This window comes from Candidatus Poriferisocius sp., from assembly GCF_965219815.1.
GTDB lineage: Bacteria > Actinomycetota > Acidimicrobiia > Acidimicrobiales > Bin134 > Poriferisocius.
Window position 1 is genome coordinate 769,028 of the sequence record NZ_OZ244791.1, and the last position, 23,269, is coordinate 792,296.

Genomic DNA, 23,269 nt, shown 5'->3' on the forward strand with positions numbered 1-23,269 from the left:
AATCATGGGAGATATCCGGCCGAGCTGCGTGTGCGGGCGGTTAGTCGTTGTCGGTGATGGTGCCGGTTGCTTCGCCGTCGGTGATTTTTGCTTGGGCTGGGGTGTATAGGACGAGTTTGAATGTCTCGTTTGCCTCTGGTGTGTTGTCGTCGATTAGTGCCACGGTGATGGTCTTGGTTGTGTCGCCGGGTTCGAAGGTGAGCATTCCGTATGTTTGGGCGAAGTCCGCGAAGGTCGCCGACGCCGCGGTCCCGAATGCGGGCCGCGCGTAGTAGTGCACCCACGCGTAGCGGTTGCTGGAGGGGCTGAGCGTCACGGTGAACGTCAGGGTTCCGCCCTCGGCGCCCGATGCGTCGCTGATCGAAAAAGACGGGGTCGCGTTCACCGAAGGCGGCGGGGGCGGGTCGTCGTCGTCTGAGACCGCGACAGAGGCCGATCCCGCGGTCGCGGACACGGTGTAGCCCTGGCCGGCGCCGAGCGTGGCGGTGACCGCCCCGTCGGCCTCGTCTGCGCTGTCGCCCGTGGTGGCCACGGTGAGGGTGGTGCTGCCTGTCGTGGGGATGGCGACGGTGCGCGAGCCGGTGGCGGCGCCGTAGTCGCCGGTCTGGGAGACCGACACGGTGACCGTCAGCGCAGCCGACGGCGCCGGCGAGGCGGTGACGGTGAACACAGCGTCGCCGCCCTCTGTGATATTCGCGCCCGCGGTGATGCTGACCTCGGGATCGGGCGGCGGCGGCGGGTCGTCGTCGTCTGAGACCGCGACAGAGGCTGATCCCGCGGTCGCGGAGACGGTGTAGCCGCTGCCGGCGCTGAGCGTGGCGGTGACCGACCCGTCGGATTCGTCTGCGCTGTCGTTGGCCGTGGCCACGGTGAGCGTCGCGGTCCCGGAGGAGGGGATGGTCACCTGACGCGAACCGCCAGTGATGCCGAAGTCGCCGGACTGCGAAACGGTCACGTCCACCGTCAAAGCCGCCGTCGGCGCGGGGTCGGCGGTGATCGTGAACACCGCGTCGCCGCCCTCGGTGATGCCGGCGGTGTCGGTGCCGGCGGTGATGCTCACTTCCGGAGTGGCAGGCGGGGGCGGGGGCGCCGGGTCGTCGTCGTCGGCTACTGCGACCGTGGCTGTGCCCGCGGTCGCGGAGACGGTGTAGCCGCTGCCGGCGCTCACCGTCGCGGTGACCGACCCGTTTGGCTCGTCAGCGCTGTCGTCGGTGGTGGCCACGGTGAGGGTGGTGCTGCCCGACGTCGGGACCGTGACCGACTGCGGACCGACCGCGACACCGAAATCGCCCGACTGCGAAACAGTCACCTCCACCGTCAACGGCGCCGACGGCGCGGGATCGGCGGTGACGGTGAAGGCCGCGTCGCCGCCCTCGGTGACCCCGGCGCCGCCGGTGATGCTGACCTCAGGCGTCACCGCGGGCGGCGGGTCGTCGCATTGCGCCATGGCCTGAAGCGTGCGCACGGTGCGGTCCCAGCGGGTGTTGTCGTACTGCGCTTTGACGGCCTGCGCGTCGGCGACGGTCATCGCCTCCTCGCCGGTGTCCACGCCCAGCGCGGCCAGCACCCGGTTCCAGCGCTGCTGGTGCTCGGCATGGGAGTACTGGTCGCGCCAGCCGGTCACCTCAGACACCGTCACCGCATCCGACGGCAAAGACGGCACGCACACCGCCGGCGGCGGGGCCGGGTCGTCGTCATCGGCCACCGCGACAAAGGCCGTGCTGGCGGTGGCGGAGACTGTGTAGCCGCTGCCGGTGTTGAGGGTGGCGGTGACCGATCCGTCGGCCTCGTCGGCCGAGTCGTTCGTCGTCGCCACAGTGAGCGCGACGCTGCCAGAGGTGGGGACCGTGACGGTGTGCGTGCCCGGTGTCACGCCGAAATCGCCGGTCTGGGCGACGGCCACGGTCACGTCCAGAGCCGCCGACGGCGCCGGAACAGCAGACACCGTGAACACCGCGTTGCCGCCCTCGTCGACGTCGGCACCTGCTGCGATGCTGATTTCCGGGTCGGGCTGCACCACGGTCTGTGCCGCGATGCCGTCGACGGTCAGCGTGAACGATCTCGCCGTCGACGCGCGATAGGTGGTCGCCTCGATGGTGTAGTCGCCCGCCGCGAGATGGCGGCTGATCCGCGAGTTGTACCCGTTGTAGTCGTCGTTGAACGCCAGCGCGGCACCCGACTTCTGGGCCGGCCCGCGGCGCAGATACATGAATGTGTCAGCGGTCGACTCCAGATCGATCGTCACCCGGCTCGGGCTGTCCAAGGAGAACGTATAGAACCGCGCATAGCGGCCGGCACGCGCCGACGAACCGCAGCCCGCAGCCCACTGCCCGGTGACGCTCCCATCACCCGACAGCGCAGCCACACACGGATCGCCCACCGGCGCCGGATCGTCGTCATCAGACACCGCCACGGTCGCAGAGCCCGCCGTCGCAGAGATCGTGTAGCCAGTGCCGGCGCTGAGGCTCGCCGTCACCGAGCCGTCCGCCTCGTCCGTCGAGTCGTTCGCCGTCGCCACCGTCAGCGTGGCTGTGCCCGAGGTCGGGACCGTGACGGTTTGCGAGCCCGGCGACACACCGAAATCACCCGACTGCGAAACGGCCACCTCCACTGTCAACGGCGCTGACGGCGCCGGATCAGCAGTCACCGTGAAAGAAGCACTGCCGCCCTCGTCTATGTCAGCACCCGCGGCGATGCTGACCTCAGGCACATCGTCATCTCGCACCGCGACCGCAGCCGTGCCCGCAGTCGCCGACACCGTGTAACCGGATCCGGCGCCGACCGTCGCCGTCACCGACCCGTCCGCCTCGTCGGCGCTGTCGTTGGCCGTCGCCACCGACAGAGTCACGCTGCCCGACGTGGGCACCGTGACCGTCCGCGAGCCCGGCGACACACCGAAATCACCCGACACGGACACCGCCACCGTCACATCCAACGCCGCAGACGGCACCGGGTCGGCGGTGACCGTGAACACCGCGTCGCCGCCCTCGCCGACATCGGCGCCGGCTGTGATGCTGACCTCGGGCGGCGGGGGATGGCATGACATGGCGGCGTTGATCGGCACCCAGCCAGGCCACGTTTTGCCGTCGCTGAACGCCCTCACCGCCTCAGGAGTGGTCGACGCGAGGACGGCGCCGCCCGGCGGCGCAGGCATCGGATCGGCCCCCAGATAGGCGAGGATCTGCCAGAACAAAGCCTCGTTGCCGCCATTGTTGTCGACATGCCACGAAAACGCGGCGCGAGCCTTCGTGATGGCATCCGCAGCATCACACGGCGGATCATCGTCATCGGCCACAGCCACAGACGCAGCGCCCGCAGTCGCAGAGACCGTGTAGCCCTGACCGCTGCCGACCGTGGCGGTGACCGACCCGTCGGCCTCGTCGGCCGAGTCGTTCACCGTCGCCACCGTCAGCGCAACGCTGCCAGAAGCAGGGACCGTGACCGTCCGCGAACCCGGCGACACACCGAAATCGCCTACTTGCGAAACCGCCACCGTCACATCCAAAGCCGCCGACGGCGCCGGAACCGCAGACACCGTGAACACCGCGTCACCGCCCTCGGTCACCCCAGCACCCGCGGCGATGCTGACCTCCAGGCCTGTCGGCTGAGCGGTCAAGCCGCTCACGGTGAGAGCGAAATCGCCGCTGGTGGCCTGGTCGTGGGTGGTGGCCTCGATCGTGTACCAGCCAGCAGCGAGCGTCTCGCTGATACCGGCGTCGGTGCCCGGACTGCGGTAATCGTCGTTGTGGTGCAGTGCGGTGCCGGTCTGCGTGTCCTCGCCCGCCCGCAAATAGAGGTAGTTGTCCTCGAACGACGCCAACTCGACAGTCACCGCTCTCTGCTGCGACAGGTTGAACGAATAGAAGCGGGCGTACCGATTGGCGCGATCAGTGGATGCACAATCCGAAGTCCACCTGCCGTCCACACTGCCATTGCCGCCCAGACGCACCGAACAAGGCGCACCGCCGTCATCATCCGACACCCCGACCGTCGCCGCACCCGCACTGGCCGACACGGCATACCCGGCGCCGCCGACCACCCTCGCAGTCACCGTGCCGTCATACTCGCCCACCGAATCGTCCACCGTGGCGACAGTCAACGCGGCACTGCCCGCAGCCGGGACAGTGACAGTCCGCGAAACCGGAGCGACACCGAAATCGCCCACCTGCGAAACCGCCACGGTCACATCCAGATCAGCCGACGGCGCAGGAACGGCAGACACAGTGAACGTAGCGTTCCCGCCCTCGGTGACATCGGCCCCAGCCGTGACGCTGACCTCCGGCGTTGCTGCCGGCGCGGGAATACCGCTGACTTCCAGGGTAAAGCTCCCAGACTGAGAACGGTAATACGTCGTCGCCTCGATGGTGTACCAGCCGGAAGCGAGCGATTGACTTATGCGTGCATCAGAACCCGTGCCGCCGTCGTCGTTGCTATGCAGTGCTGCTCCTTGCCGGACGTCATTGCCTGAGCGCAAGAAGAGATAGCTGTCAATGCTCGACTTCAGATCGATGTCAATCGTGCTGTGCTGCTTGAGCTCGAACGTGTAGAACCGGGCATAACGGCCTTCTCGTGCGCTCGAGGTGCAACTGCTCAACCCCCATGCGCCGTTCGACGTGCCGTCGCCCGTCAGGTGCTCTACGCAGGTGCCGTTGTCGTCTGTGATTCCCTCTACGACCAGCTCGAACACACCCGTTGTGTCGGGCTTGTACGAAGTGGCCTCGATCGTGTACGTGCCGGGATCAAATGTGCGATTGATCTTGGCGTTGAGCCAGCTGCCGCTATCGCGGGCCACCAAGGTGCCGCTCTTGACATCGTTGCCGCTGCGCAAGTTGAGATAGGTGTCCGACGTATCCATCCGCCCATGGACGGGGACGGTCCCGTTCATCTCGATGGTGATTTTCCTCCGCTGGCCCATGGTGAATGTGTAGAAACGGGCGTAGCGGCCGTCATGATCTACCGACCGGCAACCATCGAACAGCTCACCGGTTATGCTGCCGTTGCCGCTCAGCGTGATGGAGCACGGCGGAGCGCCGTCGTCATCGATCACGGCGGATGTGGCTTGCCTCGCCGTTGACACGGTGTAACCCTGACCGTCGTTCAGCGTGGCTGTCACCCAGCCATCGTCGTTTGCTGTCGAGTCGTTCTGGGTCGCGAAGGTGAGCGTTGCTCGGCCGCTCGTGGGGATTGTAACCGTGGTGGATTCAATGCTCGGCGAGAAGCCGAAGGCCCCAAGCTGAGTGATATCCACGGGGATGTGGAGGTCGGCAGCCGGTGCGGGAAGGGCCCGCAGATTGAAGGTAACGTTGTTGCCTTCGGTCACTCTGTCGGCGGCAGCGACACGGATGTGGGGAACGATTGGCTGTGACGACGTGAGGCCGCTGGTCACGAGTGTGAACTTGGTGAGATGCGGGCCGCCGCCATTGTTATCCCACCCCAGAGTGGCTTCTATCGTGTAATCCCCCGGATCCAAGACGGCAACGATCTTCGAGTGGCCGCGACCTGCGCTGTCGCGGTCCTCGTACAGCGCCGGACCGCTCAAGGTGTTGTCTCCTTGGCGCAGGTAGAGATACGTGCTTTCTTTGTAGCCATCGTCGAAGGCGTTCATCTCGATGGTGACGACCCGCGGTTCGGCTACCGAGAACGTGAAGAAGTTGGCGTGGGCGTCTCGAGTGAACGAATGACAAGCCAGCGTCAATTCACTGTTCGTGGTGCCGTCGCCGGTGATCGGATCGGTACACGGAGCGCCGCCGTCGTCGTCCGACACTTGGACCGTGGCTGCGTCAGCGGTCGATGAGACAACGTAAGCGGGCTTGCCGATCACTCGCATGGTGACCGAGCCGTCGTACTCCTCGGTCGAGTCGTTGTAGGTGGCGAGGGTCAGCGTGGCGGTGCCGGTGGTGGGGATCGTCACCGTCTGTGTGCGGGGGGTGACCCCCCAGTCGCCGTCGGCCGTGATCTCGACGCTTGCAGTGAGCGCCGTCGGCGGCGCGGGAGTGGCCGTGAGGGTGAAAACGGCGTTGCCGCCCTCGGTGATGTCGGCCCCGGCGGCGATGCTCACCTCCGACATCTCTGTCAGCCCGCCGGACACCGCCAGCGTGAAGGCGCCGGTCTGCCCTGTTGCCGCGGTGGTGGCCTCTATCGTGTAGGTGCCCGGGGCCAGCGATTCGCTGATGCGGGCGTTGGTGCCGGTGCCGCTGTTGTCGTCGGTGTGCAGAGCCACGTCTTTTTGGTTGTTGTAGCCGTTGCGCAGGTACAGGTAGCTGTCGACGCTGGAGGAGAGGTCGATCGTCACCGTCGATTGCTGCGGGATCGTGAACGTGTAGTGCTGGCTCGACTTCTGGGTGTGGACGGCCGACATACAGCTCGACGTCCAGGTGCCCGACACTGTGCTGTCGCCGTTGAGGCGGTCGACGCAGCCGAGCGGCGGCAGCTGCGCGAACCCGTGCCCCCAGGTGTTGTTGGGATAGGGGTTGCCGCGCGGCGCGGCGTGCGTCTTGAGGTACTCGGTGGTCTGCGCGGGAGTGAACGTGGGGTTCTGCTGTCGGACCAGAGCAGCCAGGCCGGCGACATGAGGTGCGGCATAGCTGGTGCCGTAGTTGGTGCTGCTCACGGCCACGTAGCCGTCCGCCCCCACGATGTCGGGCTTGACGCGGCCGTCTGGCGTCGGCCCGCGACTGCTGAAGTGCCGAATCTCGCTGCTGGCGGTCGAAGCGGCGCCGACCGCCAGCATCCCGGCGTGCGGGCTGTCGGCCGGGCTGAGCACACTGTGGCCGACGGTGCTGTGAGCGAGCGAGCCGAACGTGGCCATCTGTATCCAGCCCGGCGTCGCGCCGCTGACCTTCTTGACCACGAATGCATATGTTCCGGTGTGAGGGGCCGTGAACTCCTTTAACTCATACGGGACACTGCTGGGGCCGCCGTTCTGCTCGTCGTTCAAGTTGTCGACCACTTGCTCCGACGCGGTGCCGGGGTTCTTGACAATCAGCAGCGCCAGGTCTCTGCTAGCAGTGCCCCACGCGTCATCCCAGCGCATGAACACCGCTGGCTTGGTCTGACCGGCGTCCAAGGTGAACTCCTGGTACTCGTCGCCGGTCGCCCACTCGTGAATGTTGTCGTTGTCGGCGTCGGTGAACGCGCCGAACCAGGTGTCGCCGTTGTAGTTGCCGGCGGAGTTCACCCACACGATGCCGTTGTCGGCCGCCCACTTCACCGTTCTCAGCGGACTCGGATTCACTGGAGTAGTGCCGTCAGCGGCGCCGTGGTAGCTCCAGCCCGTCGAGTGGACGATCACCTGGACCCCTTGGTTCTTCATCCATTCCACCGACCGCTGCAAATCGCCCCAGGTGCGGGCATTGGAGATGTACAGGCCGGCGTCGGGCGCCACGTCCATCATGGTCGCGGCCACAGACACGCCGTGGCTGTCACCGCCTGCTTTGGCGCAGTCGTCGATGTCGCTGGTCGCCAGGGCCACCGCCTTGTAACAGCGCCCCACCACTGTGGCAGGCAGATCACCGCTGGCCATGGCCGACCGCAAGCCCGTGAAGCCGTCCCTCGCTGTAACTCCCGACGAGGCATCGATCACGCCGATCTTCACGCCGGCGCCGGTGATGTTCGCGTCGTGCCATGCGCCGGCCAGGTGCGCGGCGACGCCGCCGCTGGTGTAGCGACCTCTGTCCTTGTGCGGCTCGGCGAGCTCTCGGGCCCAGGTGAGGCCGGGGATCTGCGCTAGAGCGGCCAGCGCGGCGGGGGGCACGAACGCCTCGATATAGCCGTCGAACACGTTGCGCACGTCACCGCCGTTGGCGGTGATCGCTTGGACCACCGGCTCCGATTCGCCGTCGAAAGTGATCGACAGCCCGATCATCGACACCGCATAGTCGCCGGCGTCGCTGGAGTTTCCGGTGCCGCCGGGTACGTGGGGTGTCGCGGGGACACCTCCCAGGCGGTCGGCGGCTGCCTGATCGGCCAGCGCGCTGAGGCGCGACCCGAGCACGGGATAGGTCAGACCGCCGCCGTCGCCCAAATCAACGTCGATCAAACCCTCCTCGACGCCGCCTTGGCCGCCGCCGTCTTGGGCCAGCGCGGGGGCGCTCCCCACAGCCGCCAAGCCGATCGAGGCGATCAGGCCGGCGACGAGAACCACCGGCAGACACCGGCGCTTCAACACGACGCAACCCGGCTTCGCATCTGGCGCTCAGCGTGACGATGGGGGGTATGCCCTCGTGCCCCGCACCTGCGGAACCGGCTGGCCGCAGCGTCACAAACGTTGCAAATGTCCATGTTGAGGCCTCCCACGAACCCCCTGCTGACTAGAACAGAATAGTCTACAAGGCCATCCCCCTGGAAAATTCGCGGCCCCTGCGGTTGATCGCATCTGAGGGCGGGTGATTGCCCGGTTCCAGCGGGGCGTAGGCTGCGAGGGTGAAGTTCGGCGTTTTCTATGAGCATCAGCTGCCGCGGCCGTGGCAGCCCGGCGACGAGCAGCGATTGCTGCACGAGGCTCTCGAGCAGGTGGAGCTGGCCGACCGGCTGGGCTATGACTACGCCTGGGAGGTGGAGCACCACTTCTTGGAGGAGTACTCCCACTCTTCGGCCCCCGAAGTGTTCTTGGCCGCGGCCAGCCAGCGCACCGAGCGGATCAGGCTGGGCCACGGCATCGTGCAGATGCCCCCCAAGTACAACCACCCGGCCCGGGTGGCCGAGCGCATCGCCACGCTCGACCTCATCTCCAACGGCCGGGTGGATTTCGGTACCGGCGAGTCGTCGGCCGCCGTAGAGCTGGGCGGGTTCAACATCGCCCACGCCGACAAGCGCCCGGCGTGGGCCGAGGCCACCGAGCAGTGCTGCAACATGATGGTGATGGAGCCCTACCCGGGGTTCGAGGGCGAGTACTTCTCGATGCCGTGCCGCAACGTGGTGCCCAAGCCGGCGCAGAAGCCCCATCCGCCGCTGTGGGTGGCGTGCTCCAACCGGGAGACCATCAAGCTGGCCGCCCGGCTGGGCATGGGAGCGCTGACGTTCGCTTTTGTGGACCCCGACGAGGCCGCTCTCTGGGTTGAGGACTACTACCGGATTCTCTCGGAGGAGTGCGTGCCTATCGGCCACACCGTCAACGCCAACATCGCCATGGTGGTGGGGTTGTCGATGCACCACGACCGAGAGGAGGCCGAGCGCCGAGGCCTCGAAGGGTTCCATTTCTTCGGCCACGGCCTGATCCACTACTACGCGGTGGGCCAGCACCAACCGGGCCGGACCAATGTATGGGACAGCTTCCAGGAGACCAGGGAGTCATTTGAGGGGCTGGGGGAGACGCTGGGCATCGGAACCCCCGATCAGGTGACCCGCCAGCTCCAGGGCTATGCCGACGTCGGGGTGGACCAGGTAATGTTCATCCAGCAGTCGGGCCGCAACCGCCACGACCACATCTGCCAGTCGCTGGAGATGTTCGCCAAAGAGGTCATGCCCGCCCTCAAAGAGGGCGAAGACGAGCGGGAGGCGGCCAAAGCCCAGCGCCTCGCCCCCCACATCGAGGCCGCCCTGGCCCGTCGCACTCCCATGGCTCCCATTGCCGATGAAGAGATTCCTGTCGTTGACGCCCTGGGGACTTCCTGACGCTCGCATTTGTGACAGCTGAGAACCGGGCTGATTAGCCCACCGGGGTTAGGTAGGCGGCGAAGACCCAGCCGTCGACGGTGGTGGAGCTGACCTGCACCCAGGTGCCGCTGGTGGGGGACTCCACCACTTGGCCGGTGAGGGTGACGGTGGACCCCAGGTTGGCGGTGCCCAAGATCTGATGGTCGGTGCTAGGGCCGGCCCGGATGTTGAGCGCGGAGGGCACGTCGAACACCGTCCACTGGGTGTCGGGGGGATAGCGAGGGTCGATCTCCAGTTCAACCACCACCGGCGCAGGCGGGGGTGCCTCGGTGGGCTCGGGGGTTGGCTCAGGGGTGGATTCGGGCTCGGGCTCTTCCGATTCGATGGTCACCCAGTCGAGTCCCCAAGTGGACACGATGCCGGCCAGGGAAAGGGCGACAAAGGCCAATCCGGCCACTACCAGGCAAGCGATGATCGCCCGTAGGCCCACTACCGGGCCTGCCAGTCGGGGGGACGGCCCTCGGCCCAGGCCGTCGTGCCCTCACCAGCGTCTTCGGTGGCCCCGGCCACTATCCGCATGGTCTCGCCGAAGCGCACCGCCTCCACCCACGACATGCTGCGAGTACGGGTGGCCACCTCTTTGGTGGCCCGCACTGCAAGCGGCGCCGCGGCCACCAGCCGTTCCGCCAAGGCCCGGGCCTCGTCCATCAGATTGTCGTGGGGCACCACCCGCCACGCCAGCCCCATCTCTCGGGCCCGGGCCGCGTCCACTCGCTCACCGGTCAACAGGAGCTCCATGGCATCGGCCCAATCCACCTTACGGGGCAGTTGGATGGCCCCCACGATGGTGGGCACGCCCAAGCGCACCTCGGGAAAGCCGAACGTGGCCTGGTCGCTGGCGATGAGGAAATCGCAGGCCAGCGCACCAGTCAGGCCGTAGCCCAGGCAGTGGCCATTCACCGCGGCGATGGTTGGCTTGAACAGCTCCAAGCCCGACTCGAAGGAGTTGATGGTGGGCTTCTCCCAGAAGGTGCCCTCGAACACGCCTACCGACCCTGCGCCGTCGCGCATGTCGGCCCCGGCGCAGAAGGCCCGACCCGCTCCGGTGATGATGGCCACCCAAGCATCGTCGTCGCCCCGGAACCGGTACCACGCCGCGTTCAGGTCTTGGCGCAGTTCGCCGTTGATGGCGTTGAGCGCGTCGGGGCGGTTGAGGGTGATGGTGGCCATGTGGTCGGATAGCTCATACAGCACGGTGTCGGGCACGGCTGACTCCTGTCCCGCAGGGGTTGGCATAGCGCCACATTAGGGGCGCTGTGGTACCGCCTGGAGGTCGGACCAACACACTTACATCATGAATAAAGAAACTGTTATCATCAACGGATGATTCGGACGCAGATCTCGCTCACCGAGGAACAAGCCAAGCGCCTGCGAGCCCAGTCGGAAATCAAGGGGATTTCGCAAGCCGAGATCCTCCGCCAAGCCCTCGACGCCTACTTTGACCAGGACGATCTGCTCCGCCGGGTGGAACTGGCCCGTGAGGCCATCGGCGTCGTCAGTTCGGGCTATACCGACCTTGCCGAGAACCATGACGAGCATCTTGCCGTCATCTACTATGAAGATATCGTAAGAGGACGAGAAAACCTGTAACTTACTGAAATATGGTGGAGATCGTCTTCGTCGACACTTCCGCCCTGCTGGCGGGGCTGGATGTTGAAGACGCCCGTCATCCGGTGGCTGCGTCGCACTGGCACCGGCTGCTTGATGGAATCGCCGCAGGTCAAATTGCGGGCATCACCCACTCCTACGTGGTCTCAGAGGCAATGTCATTAGTGCAGCGTCGCATGGGCTTGGCCTCAGTGCGCCGACTCAACGATGCCCTTCTCAAACCGCTGATGGTGATATGGGTAGACCAGGAGCTTCACCACAGGGCGTTAGCAGCCATGTTGGCCGCCAACCGCCGGAGTGTGTCGCTGGTGGACTGGACGTCGTTCGAGCTAATGCGCAGCCGCGGCATCACCCACGCCCTGGCCTTCGACGCCCACTTCACCGAGCAGGGCTTCACCCTGCCCTGGGACTGATCGCCTGCCTAAGGTCGGTGGCGGATCATGTCTCTATCCCTATCATGTCAACGCCGCGGGCTCGCCGTGCTAGTACAGGGAGAGCAAAGATCGAGGAGGTTCGACGATGGAAGGCCAGAAGATTCTGATCACCGGGACCGCAGGGCAGATCGCACTGCCCATGACCCGCCACTTCGCCCAGAACAACGAGGTGTGGGGCTTGGCCCGGTTCAGCCAGCCGGGATCGAAGGAGCAGGTGGAGGAGGCCGGGGCCATTCCCCATAAAGCCGACCTGGCCTCCGGCGAACTGAACGGGCTGCCCGAGGACTTCGACTATGTGATCCACATGGCCGCGTTCATGGCGGCTTCGCCTGACTACGATTTCGCCCTAACCCAGAACGCCGAGGCCACTGGCCTGCTGATGGCGCACTGCCGCAACGCCAAGGGCTTTCTGCATGCGTCCACCGCCGCCGCCTACAAGAACAACGACGACCACACCTACGTCTACGCCGAAGGCGATCCGCTGGGCGACAGCGAACAGCCCTATTCGGAGACCTACGGGGTGACCAAGATGGCCGCCGAGGCGGTGGCCCGCACCATGTGCCGGCTCTACGACCTGCCCACCGTGATCGGCCGCATCAACGTGGCCTACGGCCAAAACGGGGGGCTGCCCGCCATCTTGTTGGCCATGATGACCAACAACATGCCGGTGCCCCTCAAGGACTCGGAGCCCAACATGTTCTCCCCGGTCCACGAGAAAGACATGTGCGCCCACGCCGAGGCGTTCTTGGAGGGGGCCACCGTGCCGGCCACCATCGTCAACTGGGGCGGCGACGAGAACGTCAGCATCGAGGACATGTGCCGGCGAATGGGCGCCCAGGTCGGGGTGGAGCCCAATTTCGAGTACTACCCGGTGGGCACTCACAGCCGGGCCTACGACAGCGCCAAGCGCATCTCGATGACCGGGCCGTGCACGGTTTCGTGGCAAGACGGGATCGACGACATGGTGGCGGCGTGGGACCCAGAGCAGGGCAGCCGAATGATCGCCCGGCTCATGGGCGAGGGTTAGCAGTACGAGCACGAGGTAGAGCTATGCCCAATCACCCCACCCTCGACGGGGTCAACTTCATGGACGGGTTCTGGTTCCAGCACGAGCCTCACGAGGCGTGGACCTGGATGCGGGAGCACGCCCCGGTGTACTACGACGCCAACAGCGATGTGTGGGGCATCTCCCGCTACCACGACATCTTGGCCGTCGAGAAGGATCCCAAGACGTTCTCGTCCTACCGCAGCCCCCGGCCCCATGGGAACTCGCTGCCGATGATGATCTCCATGGACGACCCCGAGCACAAGCAGCGCCGCAAGCTGGTGAACCGGGGCTTCACCCCCAAGCGGGTGCGGGATCACACACCCGACGTAATCGCAATCTGCGACGAGATCTTGGACAAGGTGTGCGAGCGGGGCGAGTGCGACTTCATTTGGGACATCGCGGCTCCGTTGCCGCTGATTTTGATCGGCGACATGCTGGGCTTTCCCCGGGAGAGCTACGACGACCTGCTGGAGTGGTCCGACGACATGATGCGGGCCACCACCGAGACCGACCAAGAAGCGCTCGAGAAGGGGATCATGGCCGGGGTGGCCTTTCGGGAGTTCCTGATGGAGGTGATCGCCGACCGCCGGGCCCGTCCGCCCCAGTCGGACTTGGTGAGCGTGCTGTGCCATGCCGAGGTGGACGGCGACCGGCTCGACGACGAGTCGCTATATCAGGAAGGGCTGCTGATTTTGATCGGGGGCGACGAGACGTCCCGCCACGTGATCAGCGGGGGGATGCTGGCGCTGATGGAGCACCCCGACCAGAAGGCGCTGTTCAACCAGCGGGCGGGCGACGACGCCTGGATGGAGCGGGCGGTGGAGGAGTTGCTGCGATGGGTGACCCCCATCAAGAACATGTCGCGCAGCGCCACCCGGGAAGTGGAGATGCACGGGGAGACCATCGGCGAGGGAGACCAGATCGTCCTGTTCTATCCGTCGGCCAACCGGGACGACCGGGTGTTCGACGACCCGTTCAAGTTCGACTTGGAGCGCGAGTCCAACCAGCACCTGGCCTTCGGATGGGGAACGCACTTCTGTCTGGGGGCGTCTCTGGCCCGCCTGGAGCTCAAGATCATGTTCCAGCGGTTGGCCGAGCGGATGCCCGACATCCAGTTGGCCAACGACGACCCGCTGCCGTGGCGGGCGTCCAACTTCATCGTCGGCCCCGAGGAAATGCCGGTGACGTTCACCCCCAGCGCCCCGGTGGGAGCTTGACCCTGTTTCAACTTCGACAAGTGAGGGCAGTTTATATCCTGCTGGCTGTCAGCCTGCTCGCGCTGGCTGCGGTGGCGGGCTGCGGTGGTGGAACGGATCCTGACAAGGTCTCCGTGACGAGTGCCCTTCCCGCAACTGAGTCCGCTGCGAATGGAGGGTCGATCTCGACTGGCAAGAGCGTGTACTTGCAGCGCTGCGTGGGATGCCACGGCGTTGACGGCAGCGGGATTGTCGGCCCCGATATCCGCCCGAACAAGGTGCTGGAAAAGTACGCCTCAGCCGAGGCGATGGAAGCGCTGGTGCGCGACGGCATCGGCGAGATGCCCGAGTTCGCTTCCAAGTTGAACCACGACGAGATAGTTGCCGTAGTGGCCTACGTGAGAGGCGGTTTGGGCTGATCTAGCCCGTCCAGGCGTCGACCACGTCAGCGGTGGTTGTGACGGTGGCCACGATGCCGAGGGTGTGCTCGAACACCGCGTCCACGTAGTCGGGCGGTGTGCCGGCCACGGCATCGCGGGGGATCACCACCACGTACCCAGCGTTGACCGCGTCGAAGGTCAGGTTGATGATGGCCACGTTCACCGACACCCCCACGGCCACGATGGTGCGGATGCCCTCGTTGCGCAGCAGCGAGTCGAGCTCGGTGCCCTCGAAGGGCGACAGGCCGTGGTGGCGGGGCAGCACCACATCGGCGTCGGCCACCCCGATTTCGGGCACCACCTCCACCGCCGGGGTGCCCACGTGCAACTGCACCGGCATCTTGGGCATGGCCCGGAACAGGCGGGCATTGCGATTGGCGCCCCATCCGTCAACCCGATGCTGGGCCGTGCAGTGGATCACGCGCACGCCAGCGGCTCGGGCGGCGGTCGCCAGCGCCGCCACATTCGGTATCAGCCCATCCTTGGCCGCCTCAGCCAGCGCCGGCAGCGCCGACAGCTTCCCAATCACCCCGCTTTGACACTCCTGAAGCACCAAAGCAGTGGTCCCTGGATCAATTGCCTCACGCAGTTCCATAGAGCCTCAGTTTGTCTGCTTGGGCGCTCAGGCGCGGGCCAGCACACCAGTGTTTGAACAAGCGGCTTGGAAGGAGAGGATGTCTAGACCCTTCCAGCCATTCAATGCATCGACGGCTTCGCGGACTGCGTCATCAAGAGAATCTGCGGATTGGGCAAAGTGGATGTAGTGACGCTCGTCTCGGCTGACGTGCCCGGAAGCTCCGGATTGGGCAGCGACCCACTCGGCAAAGTCATTGTCCTTGCCACTTGGCCCGACAACCTCCAGAGTGAACTCGAATTCGATCATCAAAGGCATTTTAGCCTTCTCCTTCCTCGGCTTGACCGTGAGGACAGCTGGCCAAATCAGCACGAATGGCAGCAGCGTGATCGTCAGAATTTCGGGGGGTCGAAAAAATACTGATGCGGCAACCGCTTCGATCAGCTTGCTGGCAGAGCAAGAATCCCCACACATGGCTTCGCGGTCTTCCCTTCTTGAAGCGCCAGCCCTGAAGTAGAGCGCCTTCTACCGCCTCAGCTACCTGCTTTTTGGGGTGGCGAGGTGGGAGATTGCGGGATTGGGGGTCAGAAGCCACGGTGGGAGACTACGGATGCACAGTGACAACTTTGGTCTAGGCAAACCCCATAATGGGCACCCTATGGTTGGATCGATTCTGGGGACCGAGGTTATTCGCCGGGAGGACGGCACTCTTCTCACCGGCGAGGGGGAGTACACCGGCGATTTGCGGCCCGATGGGCTGTTGACGGCGTGCTTTGTGCGCTCGCCGGTAGCTCACGCGGCGATCGGGGAGATCGACCTGCAAGCAGCAGCCGACCTCCCCGGCGTTGCCGGAGTGTTCACCGCTGAGAACATCGGGGTGGATCAGGTGAAGCCGCGATTCCCGCTCGATCCTCACTTCGTGCGCGAGCCACTGGCCTCGGGCCGGGTTCGCTTTGTGGGCGAGCCGGTGGCCATGGTGGTGGCCGACACTTTGGCCGCAGCCCAAGACGCGGCTGATCTGGTGATGGTGGACTTCGAGCCGCTGGCCGTGTCGATCGACGCCGAGGCTGTGGTTGCCGCCGACGAAGCGGCGCTGTTTCCCGAGCGGGGCTCAGATGCGATGATCGCGGCCTTCGGGCCAGTGGAAGGGCTGCATGACGAAGCTGACCGGGTGGTTGCTGCCCGCATAGTCCACAATCGGATGGCGGTGGTTCCCATGGAGAGCCATGCGCTCTTGGCCGATCCTACCGGGGACCAGCTCACCCTGTGGGCGTCCACCCAGGGAGCACACCCGACGCGCGATGGCATTGCCGAGTCGCTGGGGATCGATCCGGGGCGATTGAGGGTGATCGCCCCCTGGGTGGGGGGCGGCTTCGGCGCCAAGGGGGGCTGGGGTCCCGAGCATGTGGCGGTGGCTGCCGCGGCCCGCCTGCTGGGCCGGCCTGTGATGTGGAACGAGAGCCGCGCTGAGAACTTGGTGTCTATGCAAGCCCGCGACCAGGTTCACTACGCACGGGTGGGGGTGACCGACGAAGGACGCATGGTCTCGCTGGAGGTGGTGGCGATAGTGGATGCGGGCGCGTATCCAGGTCTGGGCGCTGTGCTGCCCTTCGCCACCCGGCTAATGGCGCCGGGGGTGTACGGGATCGACAAGGTGCAGTTCGACTATGCGGTGGCGGCCACCAACCGGGCCCCCTTGGGGGCGTTCCGGGGGGCGGGCCGGCCCCAGGCCACCCTCACCATCGAGCGAATGGCTGACATGGCCGCGGCCGAGTTGGGCATCGACCCGGTGGAGTTCCGCCGCCGCAACTATTTGGCTCCTGAGAGCTTCCCGCTGGTCACTCCCACCGGCGGGGCCTACGACACCGGCGAGTACGAGAAGGCCCTGGACCGGGCTTGCGAGTTGGTCGGCTACGAGGAACTGAGGGCTGAGCAGGCTGCCCGTCGGGCGGCTGGCGACCCCTTGAGGCTGGGCATCGGGGTGTCGAGCTATGTGGAGGTGACCGCACCGGTCGGGCAGCAAGAGCATGCCGTGGTCGAGGTGCATCCTGATGGGTCGGCCACGGTGTCGGTGGGCACTGCCTCGCACGGCCAAGGCCACGAGACCGCGTTCACCATGATCGTGGCCGACCGGCTGGGCATCGATATGGACCGGATCGCCTTTGTGCAGTCCGACACCGCGCTCGTTGCCCGCGGCGACGGCACCGGCGGATCGCGCAGCGCCCAGCTCGGGGGCAGCGCCATCCACGCCGCATCCATAGAGGTGCTGGACATTGCCCGGCAGCGGGCGGCGGAGCTGTTGGAGGCCAGCGCCGACGACATCGTGGCCACCGACGAGGGTCGCCTTGGGGTGGCCGGAGTGCCGTCGGCATCGATGGCCTGGGCTGAAGTGGTTGAAGCGTCCGAAGAACCGCTGCGGGCCGAACTGGATTACACCACCGACGGGCCCACCTTCCCCTTCGGCACCCACATCTGCGTGGTGGAGGTGGACACCGAGACCGGCATGGTCACCCCGCGGCGCTTCGTGGCGGTGGACGACGCCGGCAACCTGCTCAATCCGCTGATCGTGGCCGGCCAGCAGCACGGCGGGGTGGCCTCGGGCATCGGGCAGGCGCTGTACGAATATGTGGCGTACGACGACCACGGCAACCCGCTCACCACCGGGCTGGCCGACTACGCCATGCCTTCGGCCGCCGAGTTCTGCGACTTCACCGTCGACAGCACCATCACCCCCACCCATCTGAATCCCCTGGGGGTGAAGGGCATCGGCGAAGCCGCCACCATCGGCGCCACCCCGGCAGTTCAGAACGCAGTCATCGACGCCCTGAGCGATCTCGGAATCCGCCACATCGACCTGCCCCTGACGCCGGATCGGGTATGGGCGGCCATCCAGTCGGCAGGCGATCCCGTGGCAGAGATCATCTGGCCTACCTTTTAGAGGAATTGTAAATGTATTTCAGTTATTTCTATGAAGATTTGATGCTATCGGATATGCTTCCCAGAGCAGGCTAAGGAATGGCGCAGTATTCGAGCAATGAGAAAGCGTCACCGGCGAACGCTGGAACGAATGCGAACCGTGCCTACGCCAACGGACATTCGTTGGGCGGAGATTGAATCGTTGTTGGGGGCTCTGGGAGTTGCTGCGGTAGAACGGGCCGGTTCCAGAGTTCAGCTGGTCAAGGGTTCAGAGTCGATTGTGGTCCATAGGCCCCATCCCCGACCCGTGACCAGGCGCGATACGGTTCGTGACATCGCCAAGTTCATCGAGCGAATAGGGTAGGGCTGATGCTGGAGCACAAGGGCTACGTCGGTGAGGTGGTGTACGACGATGAGGCCAAGGTTCTACACGCCAGGGTCATCAACAGCGGCCCTTACTCCATAGCAAATGCTGAGGCGACAGATGTAGAAGGAATTGAACGGGAGTTCCGCATCTCAGTCGATGTCTACCTCGACGGCTGCGCGGAGCTTGGAATCCAGCCTTTCGAACCTGTCGACATCTCGATCGGGTCGTAGCAGAGCAGACACGCGCCGCGTGTGGCAGGCCATCCAGTCGACGGGGGATTTTCCTGCCGCTATAGCGTGGCCTTCACTGCCCCAAAGAAAGTGATGATGTCGCTGCTAGCGAAATCTGCCGGATCGAAGCACCAGGCTGAGCCAGCAGTCGGTTGAGACGGTCCAACCCTTGGGGACGACCACGGTGGAGGAAGTTTCTTCGATGATGGCGGGGCCGGCGATGGTGGGGCCGGGGAGGAGGGTGTGGCGGCGGTAGACGGGGGTGTCGGCCATTTCGCCGTCGAACCAGGCGGGGCGGTAGGAGAGGGGCATTGGCGGTTGGGCTGCCACCTCGTCGGTTGACCAGTCGGGCTTGGGCACGGGGCCGATCACCCGTACCCGATAGTTGACGAACTCCACCGGGTCGGTCTGGCGGATGCCATAGAGCTCTTCATAGAGCTCGTTGAACGCGGTGGTCGCCCTGTCGAGGTCGCCTCCGTGGAGGGGAACCGTCAGTTCGTGGGCTTGGTGGTGGTAACGGATGTCGATCTCTCGCTCCAGAACGATCTCGTCGGCAGAGAACCCCTCAGCTCCGATCTCGGCGACGGCTACAGATTCCAGTTCGGTGTAGATGGCTTCGATAACGCTGGCATCGGCCCCAACCGAGTCGATCACCTGGGTGCGGACGTGGTCGGTCACCACGTCGGAGGCCAGCAGGCCCACCGCCGAGCCCACGCCGGGGTTGGCCGGGATGACCACCTCGGCGATGCCGAACTCCTCGGCCAAGCGGGCCACATGGATTCCGGCGGCCCCGCCCGAGGCCAGCAGGGTGAAGTCTCGAGGGTCGATGCCCCGCTCTAAGGTCACCACCCGCACCGCGGCGGCCATGGTGGCGTTGACCACCTCGTACACCCCGGCGGCGGCCTCCTCCGAGGTCAGCCCCATTGGCTCGGCCAGCTCGGCCAGAGCGGCATGGGCCAGGTCGGCCCGGATGGCCATTCGGCCTCCGAGGAAGAAGCCGGGGTTGAGGTAGCCCAGCACCAGATCGGCGTCGGTCACCGTGGGCTGGGTGCCGCCCCGGTCGTAGCAGGCCGGTCCCGGCTCGGCCCCGGCGGAATTTGGCCCCACCCGCAGAGCGCCGCCGCTGTCGAGATAGGCGATGGAACCGCCGCCCGCGCCCACTTCGGCCAAATCGATCACCGGGATCTTGATGGGATAGCCGGTGTTGATCTTCTTCACGCCCGACGACGCCGTGCCCCCCACATAGAACTCGTGGGCGATGGCGGCCTGGCCGCCCCGCACCAACCCCGCCTTGGCGGTGGTGCCCCCCATGTCGAACGAGATCAGATCGTCGATGCCGCTGAGGCGGCCGATGTGGGCGGCAGCCATCACCCCAGCGGCCGGCCCCGACTCCACCAGTTGCACCGGTCGTCGGGCCACCGTGGCCGCCGAGATGATGCCGCCCGACGAGCCCATGATCTGAAGCCGGGCACCAATGCCCTGTTGGGCCAACTCGTCGTCCAGTCGGGCGATGTAGCGGGTAACGGTGGGGCCCACGTAGGCCGACATCACCGTGGTGCAGGCTCGGGGTAGCTCCCGGTACTCGGGCCAAACATCGCTGGAAACCGCCACGTAGAGGTCGGGGCTCAGCTCGGCGATGATGTCGGCCACTTGGCGCTCGTGCTCCCCGTTGGCGTAGGAATGGAGGAAGCACACCGCCACTGCCTCCACCGGCTCGCGGGCCAACAGGTCGGCCAGCGCCGTGCGGGCCTGCTCGATGTCGAGGGGCACCACCACCGAGCCGTCAGCCCCTGTCCGCTCCACCACGTCCACGGTGCGGCGTCGGGGGACGATGGGGGCTTGTTTGGTGTAGAAGAGGTCGTACTTCTCGGCGTCGCCCTTGCGCTCGTTGCCGATGATCAAGATGTCGCCGAATCCTGCGGTGGTGACGTAGGCCACCGGACCGCCCTTGCGCTCCAAGATCAGGTTGGTGGCCAGGGTGGTGGCGTGGACTACCTGAGACACCTCGGGGGGATCATGCCCGGCCTCGGCCAAGAGCTCGTCAATCCCGTCGAGCACCCCGACCGCGGGATCATCGGGGGTGGTGAGCACTTTGGCGGTGCAGACGCTGCCGTCGGAGCGGTCGATCATCACCACATCGGTGAACGTCCCCCCGATGTCGATGCCCAAAGCGAGGGTCATCGGCTTCTCAGTGCCGCGGTGGCCGCCGGGTCCGCCTCCCCGGTTTCCAGGTCGATCACCACTCCGTAGTCCCGGCGCGCGGCCTCGGGCGAGACCCGGCCGTCTCGCACATCGTCGGCCACCAGCTCGGGGTCGCGTTCATACGGGTCTCCGAAGCCGCCGCCCGCCGAGGTGAGCATGGTGATCATGTCTCCGGCTCGCAGCGGATAGGCAGTGACCTTGGCCGGCAGCGATTTTTCGTCGGGGGTACCCTCGTTCAGAACCCAGCCCCCGCCCGCGCCAGCAGAGCCGCCATAGATACCGGGAGGAGGGCGGCGGCAGCGATCGGTGGCCCGGCCGGTGAACTGTCCGTCGGCGAGGATGCGGATGTCGCGGCGCGCCCCAGTGCCACCCCGCCACTGCCCCGGTCCCCCCGAGTCGGTCCAAAGCTCGAAACGCTCGAAGCGCACCGGGTGCTCCTGTTCGTAGGCCTCCACGGTGTGGAACGCCCCGCCAGCGCCCAGCACCAGCGGGCCGGTCACATCCACACCGTCGCGGTCGGAGCGGGCTCCGGAGCCGCCGAACTGGGGATCCATGAACGCCCACGGCCGGCCGTCGCCCCCGGTGCCGTTCATGATGTAGACGTGGACGTTGCAGGAGGCGGCCACCGCCCGGGCCGGGTCGAGCTGGGAGAACGCCCCCAACATGGCTTCCACCACGGCCATGACCGTGGCCATGCGGGCGTTGAGGGCGGCGGGCGGATTGGGATTCACCAGCGTGCCCGGGAGCAGGCGCAGCTCCAACGGCCGGAACGCGCCGTCGTTCACCGGGATGTCGGGGGCCAACAGGCAGCGCACGGCGAACAGCACCCCGGAGGTGGTCTGCGACACCGCGGCGTTGATCGGCCCCGGCGCCTGGGGAGAGGTGCCCTGGAAGTCGGCGGTGATCGTGGAGCCCTTGATGGTGAGGGCCACTTGCACCTCGTGGTCGGCGTCGGGATTCACGCCGTCGTCGTCGATGATGAACGATCCGGTGTAGGTGCCGTCGGCCAGGGCTTCGATTCCCGCCCGGGTCCGGCGCTCGGTGTAGTCCAACAGCTCGTCGGTGATCTGGTGCAGCCGCTCGAGGCCGTAGCGGTCGGCCAGATCGGCCAGCCGGTCGGTGCCGAGGTTGGTGGCCGCCATCATGGCCCGGATGTCGCCCAGCACCTTCTCCGGGGTGCGGCTGTTGGCCGCGATCACGTCCAAGATCGGCTGGTTGGGCTCTCCGGCCACCGCCAGCGGCACAGGAGGCAGCACCAGACCCTCCTGGAACATCTCGGTGGCGTTGGCCGGCAAACCGCCAGCGGCCATGCCGCCCAGGTCGGCCACGTGCAACAGGGCGCAGGTGAAAAAGGCCAGGGTGTCGTTGATGAACACCGGGCGGAACACCATCACGTCGTTGGAGTGGATGCCGCCCCGGTAGGGGTCGTTGGAGGCGTACACGTCGCCGTCGGCCATTCCCGAGGGCGGGAAGTCGTCCAGCAGGGAGCGCAGCGACGGCCGCAAACTGGACAAGTGCATCAGCGGGGCACCCATCGACTGGGCGATGAACTGACCCCGGTGGTCGAAGATCGCCGCGGTGGAGTCCCCGCCCTCTTTGACCACCGAGGAGTAGGCCGATCGCACCGTGGTCAGCCCCATCTCCTCGGCGATGGCCCCCAAGGCGTTCTTGACTACCTCCAGCGCGATGGGATCAAAGGGCCGGGCGTCGGTGGTCAAAGCTCGAACGGCCCCTTGCCCATCTGATCTCGGATGGTGACGACCGCTGGATTGGTCATGGAGCGGCGCTGCCAGTTGGCCCCGTCCACCACCATGGTGTGGCCGCTGATGAACCTAGCGAAGGGTGAGGCCAGGAAGGTGGCGGCCCAGCCCAGTTCCCGCAGCTGCCCCACCCGCATGGCCGGCTGGCACGGATCCTTTTCGTGGGTGCGGTCGAGGCTGGAGCGGATATCGGCGGTCATGTCCTCATGGGGGAACAGCCCCGGCACCAGGCCGTTCACCTGGATGCCGTAGGGCCCCCACTCCACAGCCAGGCTCTCGGTCATCGACTTGACCCCGGCCTTGGCCGCGGCTGAGTGGGCGAAGCCCGGGCCGCCAGTCCAGGCGTAAGACGCCCCGATGTTCACGATCGATCCCGGTGTGCCCGCGGCCAGATGGCGGCGGGCGAATTCCCGGGCGCAGAAGAATGTGCCGTTGAGGGTGATGTCCACCACCGTGCGCCAGGCATTGGGCGACATGTCCTCAGCCGGCACCGGGAAGTTGGCCGCCGCGTTGTTGATGAGCACGTCGGGCAGGCCGAACCGCCCGGTAGCGGCGTCGAACGCCTCGGCGATCTGCTCGGCCTGGCGGATGTCGCAGCCCACCACCAGCACCTCGGCGCCGGTTTCCTCGATGGCCGCCTGGCCCGCTTCCAGGTGCTCAGGCTTGCGGCTGGCGATAACCAGGTTGGCCCCCAGCCGGGCGAACTCGGTGGCGATGGCCTTGCCCAGCCCGGTGCCCCCGCCGGTGACGAACACGGTCTGGCCGTCGTAGGTGCCCGGCACCAGGGCGGTGGCGCCCTCCGGGGCGGGCTCGGGCAGTCCGGTGATCTCAGCCATGTGT

General features: G+C 66.3%; 17 protein-coding genes. 9 read left to right on the top strand and 8 right to left on the bottom strand.

Translation table 11 applies throughout. The features are described 5' to 3' along the window. Window positions 1-40 precede the first annotated feature (40 nt). Window positions 41-8,167, bottom strand: a complete 8,127-nt coding sequence (locus ACOQPI_RS03785) for a S8 family serine peptidase (RefSeq protein ID WP_420618370.1) — start codon at window positions 8,165-8,167, stop codon at window positions 41-43. Between the two features lie 254 nt (window positions 8,168-8,421). On the opposite strand from ACOQPI_RS03785, the gene ACOQPI_RS03790 reads away from it, so the two are divergent. Next, the gene (locus tag ACOQPI_RS03790) at window positions 8,422-9,612 is read left to right on the top strand and encodes an LLM class flavin-dependent oxidoreductase (RefSeq protein ID WP_420618371.1); all 1,191 of its coding nucleotides are present in this window, start codon (window positions 8,422-8,424) and stop codon (window positions 9,610-9,612) included. Between the two features lie 34 nt (window positions 9,613-9,646). Here ACOQPI_RS03790 and ACOQPI_RS03795 read toward each other — a convergent pair whose 3' ends face one another. Together ACOQPI_RS03795 and ACOQPI_RS03800 are read right to left on the bottom strand one after the other, a co-directional pair. Then, complete coding sequence (locus ACOQPI_RS03795; RefSeq protein WP_420618372.1) at window positions 9,647-10,084, bottom strand: SH3 domain-containing protein; 438 nt, start codon at window positions 10,082-10,084, stop codon at window positions 9,647-9,649. Next, the gene (locus ACOQPI_RS03800) at window positions 10,084-10,890 is read right to left on the bottom strand and encodes an enoyl-CoA hydratase/isomerase family protein (RefSeq protein ID WP_420618373.1); all 807 of its coding nucleotides are present in this window, start codon (window positions 10,888-10,890) and stop codon (window positions 10,084-10,086) included. The genes ACOQPI_RS03795 and ACOQPI_RS03800 overlap by 1 nt, the downstream gene beginning before the upstream one ends. A gap of 87 nt (window positions 10,891-10,977) precedes the next feature. Between ACOQPI_RS03800 and ACOQPI_RS03805 the strand changes: the two genes are divergently transcribed. The 5 genes from ACOQPI_RS03805 to ACOQPI_RS03825 all read left to right on the top strand — a co-directional run bounded on the left by ACOQPI_RS03805 (window position 10,978) and on the right by ACOQPI_RS03825 (window position 14,359). After that, window positions 10,978-11,244 carry a CopG family transcriptional regulator gene (locus ACOQPI_RS03805; protein ID WP_420618374.1) on the top strand — a complete coding sequence of 89 codons (267 nt, stop codon included), beginning with the start codon at window positions 10,978-10,980 and terminating at the stop codon, window positions 11,242-11,244. An 11-nt stretch (window positions 11,245-11,255) separates the two neighbouring features. Next, window positions 11,256-11,675, top strand: a complete 420-nt coding sequence (locus ACOQPI_RS03810; protein WP_420618375.1) for a type II toxin-antitoxin system VapC family toxin — start codon at window positions 11,256-11,258, stop codon at window positions 11,673-11,675. Between the two features lie 106 nt (window positions 11,676-11,781). Continuing rightward, window positions 11,782-12,723, top strand: a complete 942-nt coding sequence (locus tag ACOQPI_RS03815; RefSeq protein ID WP_420618376.1) for an NAD-dependent epimerase/dehydratase family protein — start codon at window positions 11,782-11,784, stop codon at window positions 12,721-12,723. Window positions 12,724-12,746: 23 nt separating this feature from the next. After that, window positions 12,747-13,961 carry a cytochrome P450 gene (locus tag ACOQPI_RS03820; protein WP_420618377.1) on the top strand — a complete coding sequence of 405 codons (1,215 nt, stop codon included), beginning with the start codon at window positions 12,747-12,749 and terminating at the stop codon, window positions 13,959-13,961. 20 nt (window positions 13,962-13,981) lie between these two features. Then, the gene (locus ACOQPI_RS03825) at window positions 13,982-14,359 is read left to right on the top strand and encodes a c-type cytochrome (protein ID WP_420618378.1); all 378 of its coding nucleotides are present in this window, start codon (window positions 13,982-13,984) and stop codon (window positions 14,357-14,359) included. Window position 14,360: 1 nt separating this feature from the next. Here the strand turns inward: ACOQPI_RS03825 and ACOQPI_RS03830 are convergent, their stop codons facing one another. Then, window positions 14,361-14,975, bottom strand: coding sequence for a cysteine hydrolase (locus tag ACOQPI_RS03830; protein ID WP_420618379.1), 615 nt, complete (start codon window positions 14,973-14,975; stop codon window positions 14,361-14,363). A 27-nt stretch (window positions 14,976-15,002) separates the two neighbouring features. Beyond that, a complete protein-coding gene (locus tag ACOQPI_RS03835; protein ID WP_420618380.1) occupies window positions 15,003-15,428 on the bottom strand; it encodes a hypothetical protein in 426 nt (141 codons plus the stop codon). Window positions 15,429-15,612: 184 nt separating this feature from the next. Between ACOQPI_RS03835 and ACOQPI_RS03840 the strand changes: the two genes are divergently transcribed. The 3 genes from ACOQPI_RS03840 to ACOQPI_RS03850 all read left to right on the top strand — a co-directional run bounded on the left by ACOQPI_RS03840 (window position 15,613) and on the right by ACOQPI_RS03850 (window position 18,467). Further along, window positions 15,613-17,892, top strand: a complete 2,280-nt coding sequence (locus tag ACOQPI_RS03840) for a xanthine dehydrogenase family protein molybdopterin-binding subunit (protein ID WP_420618381.1) — start codon at window positions 15,613-15,615, stop codon at window positions 17,890-17,892. A 129-nt stretch (window positions 17,893-18,021) separates the two neighbouring features. Beyond that, the gene (locus ACOQPI_RS03845) at window positions 18,022-18,234 is read left to right on the top strand and encodes a type II toxin-antitoxin system HicA family toxin (RefSeq protein WP_420618382.1); all 213 of its coding nucleotides are present in this window, start codon (window positions 18,022-18,024) and stop codon (window positions 18,232-18,234) included. Between the two features lie 5 nt (window positions 18,235-18,239). Beyond that, window positions 18,240-18,467, top strand: a complete 228-nt coding sequence (locus ACOQPI_RS03850; RefSeq protein ID WP_420618383.1) for a hypothetical protein — start codon at window positions 18,240-18,242, stop codon at window positions 18,465-18,467. A 105-nt stretch (window positions 18,468-18,572) separates the two neighbouring features. Here ACOQPI_RS03850 and ACOQPI_RS03855 read toward each other — a convergent pair whose 3' ends face one another. The 3 genes from ACOQPI_RS03855 to ACOQPI_RS03865 are packed head-to-tail and all read right to left on the bottom strand — an operon-like array spanning window position 18,573 to window position 23,265. Further along, complete coding sequence (locus ACOQPI_RS03855) at window positions 18,573-20,648, bottom strand: hydantoinase/oxoprolinase family protein (RefSeq protein WP_420618384.1); 2,076 nt, start codon at window positions 20,646-20,648, stop codon at window positions 18,573-18,575. Beyond that, on the bottom strand, window positions 20,645-22,387 hold the full coding sequence (locus ACOQPI_RS03860; protein ID WP_420618385.1) for a hydantoinase B/oxoprolinase family protein: 1,743 nt from the start codon (window positions 22,385-22,387) through the stop codon (window positions 20,645-20,647). Before ACOQPI_RS03860 ends, ACOQPI_RS03855 begins: the two co-directional genes overlap by 4 nt. Further along, a complete protein-coding gene (locus tag ACOQPI_RS03865; RefSeq protein ID WP_420618386.1) occupies window positions 22,384-23,265 on the bottom strand; it encodes an SDR family oxidoreductase in 882 nt (293 codons plus the stop codon). Before ACOQPI_RS03865 ends, ACOQPI_RS03860 begins: the two co-directional genes overlap by 4 nt. Window positions 23,266-23,269: the final 4 nt, after the last annotated feature.

Coding starts and splice junctions, on each gene's coding strand:
- ACOQPI_RS03855 (WP_420618384.1), bottom strand. CDS start 20,648: ATGACCCTCGCTTTGGGCATCGACATCGGGGGGACGTTCACCGATGTG.
- ACOQPI_RS03815 (WP_420618376.1), top strand. CDS start 11,782: ATGGAAGGCCAGAAGATTCTGATCACCGGGACCGCAGGGCAGATCGCA.
- ACOQPI_RS03835 (WP_420618380.1), bottom strand. CDS start 15,428: ATGTGTGGGGATTCTTGCTCTGCCAGCAAGCTGATCGAAGCGGTTGCC.
- ACOQPI_RS03865 (WP_420618386.1), bottom strand. CDS start 23,265: ATGGCTGAGATCACCGGACTGCCCGAGCCCGCCCCGGAGGGCGCCACC.
- ACOQPI_RS03840 (WP_420618381.1), top strand. CDS start 15,613: ATGGTTGGATCGATTCTGGGGACCGAGGTTATTCGCCGGGAGGACGGC.
- ACOQPI_RS03850 (WP_420618383.1), top strand. CDS start 18,240: ATGCTGGAGCACAAGGGCTACGTCGGTGAGGTGGTGTACGACGATGAG.
- ACOQPI_RS03845 (WP_420618382.1), top strand. CDS start 18,022: ATGCGAACCGTGCCTACGCCAACGGACATTCGTTGGGCGGAGATTGAA.
- ACOQPI_RS03810 (WP_420618375.1), top strand. CDS start 11,256: ATGGTGGAGATCGTCTTCGTCGACACTTCCGCCCTGCTGGCGGGGCTG.
- ACOQPI_RS03820 (WP_420618377.1), top strand. CDS start 12,747: ATGCCCAATCACCCCACCCTCGACGGGGTCAACTTCATGGACGGGTTC.
- ACOQPI_RS03800 (WP_420618373.1), bottom strand. CDS start 10,890: ATGCCAACCCCTGCGGGACAGGAGTCAGCCGTGCCCGACACCGTGCTG.
- ACOQPI_RS03805 (WP_420618374.1), top strand. CDS start 10,978: ATGATTCGGACGCAGATCTCGCTCACCGAGGAACAAGCCAAGCGCCTG.
- ACOQPI_RS03830 (WP_420618379.1), bottom strand. CDS start 14,975: ATGGAACTGCGTGAGGCAATTGATCCAGGGACCACTGCTTTGGTGCTT.